The organism is Streptomyces sp. NPDC039424, from assembly GCF_055639495.1.
This window is the reverse complement of sequence record NZ_JBVKAI010000003.1, coordinates 99,790-106,821: the sequence shown is the minus strand read 5'-3', so window position 1 is coordinate 106,821 and position 7,032 is coordinate 99,790. Positions and strand designations below refer to the sequence as shown.

5 protein-coding genes and 1 pseudogene are annotated in these 7,032 nt (G+C 70.7%); 4 read left to right on the top strand and 2 right to left on the bottom strand.

Going from position 1 to position 7,032, the window contains the following annotated elements:
* A pseudogene (locus tag ACZ7L0_RS08715) lies at positions 1–826 on the top strand (hypothetical protein); the annotation flags it as partial.
* Positions 827–889: 63 nt separating this feature from the next.
* Here ACZ7L0_RS08715 and ACZ7L0_RS08710 read toward each other — a convergent pair.
* Positions 890–2,524, bottom strand: a complete 1,635-nt coding sequence (locus tag ACZ7L0_RS08710; RefSeq protein WP_471241707.1) for a peptide ABC transporter substrate-binding protein — start codon at positions 2,522–2,524, stop codon at positions 890–892.
* A 173-nt stretch (positions 2,525–2,697) separates the two neighbouring features.
* Complete coding sequence (locus ACZ7L0_RS08705; protein ID WP_471241706.1) at positions 2,698–3,609, bottom strand: DUF72 domain-containing protein; 912 nt, start codon at positions 3,607–3,609, stop codon at positions 2,698–2,700.
* A 165-nt stretch (positions 3,610–3,774) separates the two neighbouring features.
* On the opposite strand from ACZ7L0_RS08705, the gene ACZ7L0_RS08700 reads away from it, so the two are divergent.
* From ACZ7L0_RS08700 to ACZ7L0_RS08690, 3 genes are read left to right on the top strand one after another with little or no spacing between them, the layout of a single operon-like run.
* Positions 3,775–4,662 (top strand): alkaline phosphatase family protein, encoded by an 888-nt coding sequence (locus ACZ7L0_RS08700; protein ID WP_471241705.1) that lies wholly within the window; start codon positions 3,775–3,777, stop codon positions 4,660–4,662.
* Position 4,663: 1 nt separating this feature from the next.
* A complete protein-coding gene (locus ACZ7L0_RS08695) occupies positions 4,664–5,932 on the top strand; it encodes an MFS transporter (RefSeq protein ID WP_471241704.1) in 1,269 nt (422 codons plus the stop codon).
* On the top strand, positions 5,929–6,957 hold the full coding sequence (locus ACZ7L0_RS08690) for a TolB family protein (protein ID WP_471241703.1): 1,029 nt from the start codon (positions 5,929–5,931) through the stop codon (positions 6,955–6,957). Before ACZ7L0_RS08695 ends, ACZ7L0_RS08690 begins: the two co-directional genes overlap by 4 nt.
* The last annotated feature ends 75 nt before the right edge of the window (positions 6,958–7,032 follow it).

Here is a 7,032-nt window from a genome sequence, read left to right as displayed (position 1 = left end):
CACCGCCGTCACCGCCGTCACCGCCGACGACACCACCGCCACCGCCGTCACCGCCGTCACCGCCGACGACACCACCGCCACCGCCGTCACCGCCGACGACACCACCGCCACCGCCGTCACCGCCGTCACCGCCGACAACTCCACCGGCACCGCCGTCACCGCCGTCACCGCCGACGACACCGCCAGCACCACCAGCACCGCCGTCACCGCCGACGACACCGCCAGCACCACCAGCACCGCCGTCACCGCCGACAACACCACCGGCACCACCAGCACCACCGGCACCACCCTGGACGCCTCCAGCACCGCCGTTGCCGCCGGCACCGCCCTGGACGCCTCCAGCACCGCCGTTGCCGCCGGCACCGCCCTGGACGCCTCCAGCACCGCCGTTGCCGCCGGCACCGCCCTGGACCACGATGGTGATGCCAGCGCCCTTGGATCCGGAGCTCTTGCTCTTGCCGTTGCTCTTGCTCTTGCCCTTGCCCTTGCCATGGCCATGGTGCTTCTCGTGGGCGTCGACGTGAGTCGCGACCGACGAAGCGTGCATCGGAGCCGCCATGGCACTGGAAGCCGGAAATATGACGCCCCCGGCTATCGCCGCCGAAGCGACAGCTGTCGCGAGACGGAAGCCCCGGCGCTTGGGACGATCGCTGCTATTAGCGTGAACACGTATCATGATTTCTCTCCTACCGGTGAACGATGGATTGTTCGGAACAGTCTCGGAATCTCGGTATTCCCGATGGCTGCACTTCCAGTAGGCGCGAATCGTAAAGCGTGGTCACGTTCCGAAGGCTCGGGGCTTGACGGATCCGTGAACGGCGGGTAAGGAACGGCGGAAAAATGCCGCAGGCGGACAACCTGCGGCCTCTCGTACCCGGCGGAGCCTCGGTCAGTCGACCTTGATTTCTTCGTACACCGGAACGCCGAACTGGTTCAGCGCCACACTGGAGAGCCTCTCCGAATAGCCGACGGTGCCGTGCACGTACCAGAGGGGAATGCTGGCCATGTCGTCCCGGACCACCTCCTCGGACTGCTGGAAGATACCGATGGCCTTCGCCCTGTCCGCCTCGGTGTTGGCCCTGTCCACCAGGTCGTCGAATTTCTTGTTCGACCAATGTTCGTCGTTCGAAGAGGCGTCCGTGTAGTAAAGCGGCTGCAGGAAGTTCTGGATCAGCGGATAGTCCATCTGCCAGCCGGACCGGAAAGGACCCGTCATCTTGGACTGGGTGACCTGGTTGCGGAAGTCCGCGAAGGTGCCGATCGGATTTCCGACACAGGCCCTGTCGTTGCCGAGCACGTTGTTGATGGAGTTGCAGGCCGCGTCCACCCACTCCTTGATGGAGGCGTCCGCGTTGTACGAGATCTTCACCTGTCCACCGGGGAGGCCGCCGCCCTCCTGGACCAGCTTCTTCGCCTCGTCCGGGTGGTACTCGCAGGCCTCACCGCACAGGCCCGCCTTGAAGCCGCCCCCCGCACCGAGGACCGGCGACGTCCAGTCGCTCGCCGGGGTGCGGTTCTTCTGGAAGATCGTGTCGATGATCTGGTTCCGGTCGATGGCCATGGACAGGCCCTTGCGGACCTTCTCCGTGCCCGGCTTGGACCATGCCTTGTCATAGAAGGGGAAGGCGAGGGTCTCGATGCCACCGGCCGGGGTGTTGATGTACCGGCCGCCGAGGTCGGCCCGCACGTTTCTGAGCTGAGAGAGCGGCACCGCGGTGACGAGGTCGAGGTTTCCCGCCAGGAGATCGGTGTAGGCGGTGGTGCTGTCGGTGTAGACCTTCAGGTCCACTCCGCCGTTCCGCGCCTTGTCGTCTCCCGGATATCCGTCCCATCCGCGCAGGGACATCCCCGAGCCGCGGGTGTACGACTCGACGGTGTACGGGCCGTTTCCGACCGGCTTCTTCAGCCAGGCGTCGTGGTCGTCGAAGAACGCCCGGGGAAGCGGGGCGAAGGTCGCGTAGCCGAGCGTTTCGGGGAACGCCGAGAATTTCTGGTTGAGCCGGACGGTGAAGGTCCTGTCGTCGACGACCTTCAGCCCGGACAGCGCATCGGCGGTCTGGCGGCCGGACGTCGGGTGCACCCTCTCGTAGCCCTCGACATAGCCGAAGAAATACGCGTTCCGCTGGTTGTTCTTCAGGCTTGCGCCGTAGTTCCAGGCGTCCACGAAGGACTTCGCGGTGACCTTCTCGCCGTTGCTGAACGTCCAGCCGTCCTTGACGGTGATCGTGAACTGCTGCGAGTCGGCGGTCTCGATCTTCTCGGCGAGCATGTTCTCGACCTCGCCGGTCTTCGCGTCGTACCGCTTCAGGTTGCGGAAGATCAGGTCCAGGACCGTGCCACCCAGCGTCTCGCCGGTGTTCGCCGGCTCGAGCGGTTTCTGCGGGTCGCCCCACGAGGCGCTGAGGATTCCGGAGCCTTCGCTGCCGCCGGTGCCGTCCCGCCCGCCACCGTAGGCCGTCGCCGCGAGTGCGACCGCCACCGCCACCGCGCTCACGGCCCACCGGGCGTGCGCTACTCCACGCATGGACATCCTCCTCGGAGTGCTCGGCCCCATGCGTGGTCCCCTGCTCGGCACCGCGCCCGGTCCCGCTGCGCTGTCTCGGACCTGGGTTACGTACGGCCCAATATCGCCACATCCGACATGAACCGCATCTTCACCCCGCCCATGACGGCCGAGGGGTCAGCCAGCCGGTGGCGTCAGGCTCCCGCCTCACCCCCCGCCACCGGTGCGACCACCCCCCGCACCTGATGAGGCAGACGCGCCTCGGTGAGCAGGCCCCGCAGGGTCTCCGCGGCGCGGACCGCCGCGTCGGCGCAGCAGTTGTTGAACAGGAGGTGCAGCCGGCCGGTGCGTTCGGCCAGGAAGCGGATCCGGGGCAGCCACTCCCGTAGCTCGCGCTCGGTGTAGGCGTGGCGGAAGCGGTCCTCCTTGGACCCGGTGCCCCAGTGCGGACTGCGCCCGTGGAAGCGGACGACGGCGAGCCGGGATGAGGTGACCGGCGTGACGGGTGGCATGGACGTGGGCAGGCCCTGCGCCGTGTCCACGGCCACCGCGCTCGCGTCGAGGTCGGTGAGCAGCGCCGCCGTCGACGGCTCGCGGTCGGGCCGCCACCAGCCGGGGTGCCGGAACTCCACGGCGAACGGCCATCCGCGGGCCCGCTCCCGGCACCGGCGCAGGAACGCCTCGGCCTCGGGGCCGGGAGTGAGCGACGGCGGGAACTGGAACAGCAGGGTGCCCAGCCGCCCCGCCTCCCTGAGCGGCTCCAGCGCCTCGGCGAAGCGGGCCCACACCTCGTCGAGCAGCCCCGCGTCGGCGCCGGGCGGGCGCCGTAAGTCGGCGGGCAGCGCCGCCGGGCGCGTCGGATGGCCGGTCAGCAGGGAGAACGCCTTGACGTCGAAGACGAAGCCGTCCGGGGTGCGCTCCGCCCACAGCCGGCTGTTGCGCGCGCTCGGCAGGGCGTAGTAGGTCGAGTCCGCCTCGACGACGGGGAACCGCTCGGCGTAGTACCGCAGCCGCCCCTCCGCGTCGCGCCGCCCGCGCGGGTACCACCCGCTCGTCACCAGTGCCCGGTCCGTCCACGAGCACGTCCCCACCAGGATCTCCGCCATCCGCCGTGAGTACCCCGCCGGCCGTGGATCAGTACGCCCGGCAACGGCGCGGCGGCAGTTCACCCGCTCTTCATCCGCCGGGTTCAACACCGTGACGCGGGGGAATGTTGGCGTGCGCATGCTCTGTCCGCACCGCCAGCCCCGCCCTTCCCCCCGGAGGTTGATGTGTCCGGCAGTTCCGTGTACCGCCGTGCCCGCACCGTCGTCGCGTCCGCGACGGCCCTCGCCGCTGCCGCGGTCGGCCTGTGGGCCGGGCTCGGCAGCGAGTCCGCGCACGCCGCGGGCACCGTGCCGACCCCGGACCACGTGGTCGTCGTGGTCTTCGAGAACCACGCCTACAGCCAGGTCATCGGCTCCTCCAGCGCCCCGTACATCAACTCGCTCAAGTCCGGCGGCGCCAACCTCACCCAGTCCTACGCCCTGACCCACCCCAGCCAGCCGAACTACTTCGCCCTCTTCTCCGGCTCCACCCAGGGCATCACCGACGACAGCTGCTACACCCCCGGCTTCTCCTCCGCCGCCAACCTGGCCTCCGAGCAGCTCGCCGCCGGCCGCACCTGGGCCAGCTACAACGAGACCCTGCCCAGCCAGGGCTCCACCACCTGCAGCAGCGGCAACTACGCCCGCAAGCACAACCCCTGGTTCGGCTTCAGCAACGTACCGACCTCGACGGCCAAGACCTTCGCCCAGTTCCCGACCGACTACTCCACCCTCCCCCAGCTGTCCTTCGTCGTCCCCAACCTGTGCAGCGACATGCACGACTGCTCGGTGTCCACCGGCGACACCTGGCTGAAGAACAAGCTCGGCGCCTACGCCACCTGGGCCAAGACCCACAACAGCCTCCTGGTCGTCACCTTCGACGAGGACAACCGGCTCAGCGGCAACCGCATCCCGACCGTCCTGTACGGCCAGCCGGTGACGGCGGGTTCGTCGTCCGCCACCACGTACAACCACTACGACCTGCTGCGCACCCTGGAGGACACCCAGGGCCTGACCGCGCACGCGGGCAACGCGGCCTCCGCCAAGGACATCACCGGGATCTGGACCTCCTGAGGTGTACGTAGCGGACAGCCGCGCGAGTACCCCGAGCGCACCGGCGTCCGCGAACGGTGCCGTCCGGCCCCCGGCCGGGCGGCGCCGTGCCGCGGTCGCCCCCACGGTGCTCGCGCTGGGCACGGTCAGCCTGGTCACCGACGTGTCGTCCGAGATGGTCACGGCGGTCCTGCCGCTGTACCTGGTGACGGGCCTCGGCCTGTCGCCGCTGGGCTTCGGCCTCCTGGACGGCGTCTACAACGGCTTCTCGGCACTCGTCCGGCTGGCCGGGGGCCACCTGGCCGACCGGGGCGGGGGCCGCCACAAGTGGGTGGCGGGGTTCGGCTACGGCATCTCGGCGCTGTGCAAGCCATTGCTGCTGCTGGCCCACAGCCTCACCCCCATCGGCCTGGTCCTCGCCGCCGACCGCACGGGCAAGGGCCTGCGCACCGCCCCGCGGGACGCGCTGATCTCCCTCTCCAGCACGCCGGAGACCCGGGGCCGGGCCTTCGGCGTCCACCGCGCGATGGACACGGCGGGCGCGCTGCTCGGCCCGCTGGCCGCTTTCCTGGTCCTGCGGGCGACGGTGGACGGCTACGACGCGGTGTTCACGGTGAGCTTCTGCGTGGCCGTGCTCGGCGTCCTGGTGCTGGTGCTCTTCGTACCGAGCCGCCGGGACGACCACCGCGGCGACCCGGACACCCGCCCCACCCCGCGCGCCGCCCTCGGCCTGCTGCGCCACCGCGACCTGCGCCGCGTCACGGTGTGCGCCCTGCTCCTGGGCCTGGCCACGGTCAGCGACTCCTTCGTCTACCTGCTGCTGCAGCGCGGACTCGGCGTCCCCGACCGCTGGTTCGCCCTGCTTCCGCTGGGCACCGCGGCGGCGTTCCTGCTGCTGGCCGTGCCGCTTGGCCGGCTGGCGGACCGGGTGGGCCGCTGGACGGTCTTCCTGGCGGGCCACGGCGCGCTGCTCCTCGGGTACGCGCTGCTGCTCGGCTCCTGGCACGGCACCGCCCTGCCGTACGTCGTTCTCACCCTGCACGGCGCCTTCTACGCGGCCACCGACGGGGTGCTGATGGCGGTGGCCTCGGACAGCGTGCCTCAGGCCCTGCGCTCCTCGGGCCTGGCCCTGGTCCAGACGGGGCAGGCGCTGACCCGTTTCGCCTGCTCACTCGCTTTCGGCGCGGCCTGGACGCTGTGGGGCGACCGTACGGCGCTGGCGGCGGCGACGGCGTTGCTGGCCGTGTGCGCGGCGTTCTCCCTCACCCTCCGCCCGAAAGGCACGGCATGACGGTACGGAACCGCATCCTGGTGCTCCTCTCGGCCCTGTTCGTGCTCGCCGGGGTCGCCGCGGCCTCCGTACTGCACGCGTCGGCGCGAGCGGACCGCCGCGACCACCCGCAGGCGGGCGGCCCGAAGGTCGTCTCCGGAACGGTGACGCTCACGCGGCCGGACCGCATGGTGTTCCGCAACATGGCCTGGGGCCCCCACCGCGACGAGCTGACCACGGTCCGGGCCTCCGACCCGTCCGGCCCCCGCACCGCCTCCGGCGTCAAGTGCCTGCGCTTCTACGCCGCCGCCGGCACCGGCGTCTGCCTCCAGGCGGTGCACGGCCCGGTCTCGGACACGTACCGGGCCCTGATCCTGGACGCGAGCCTCCACGAGAGGGCCCGCTACGACGTCCCCGGCATCCCGTCCCGCGTCCGCGTCTCCCCGACCGGCCACTTCGCCGCCTGGACGGCGTTCGTGGGCGGCGACTCCTACGCGGGCACCGACTTCTCGACCCGCGCGGCGATCGTGGACACCCGCACGGGCAGGCTGATCCCGACCCTGGAGTCCTTCCGCATCCGCAAGGACGGACGCGTCTACCACGCGGCCGACGTCAACTTCTGGGGAGTGACGTTCGCGGCCGACGACCGCACCTTCTACGCCACGCTCGCGACGAAGGGCAAGACCTACCTGGTCCGCGGCGACCTGCGCACACGGACGGTCACCACCCTCCACACCAACGTCGAATGCCCCTCCCTCTCCCCCGACGGCACCCGCGTCGCGTACAAGAAACGCGTCCCCGGCCTCCCGAAGGACGCCCCCTGGCGCCTGTACGTCCTGAACCTCCGCACGATGCGCGAGACTCCGCTGTCCGAGACCCGCAGCGTGGACGACCAGGCGGTATGGCGGGACACCCACACGATCGTGTACGCGCTGCCCGGTGACTACGGGGCGGACCTGTACGAGATCCCGGCGGACGGCACGGGACGGCCCCGGCGGATCAGCGAGGCCGCGGTCTCGCCCGCCTACACGGGAGCCGCCGGCTAGCCGCACGCGGGTCAACGCGTGGGCGGCGGTTTTCCGTCGCCGGGGTGGTTTGCCGTCCGGTCCGCCGTCGCCGTC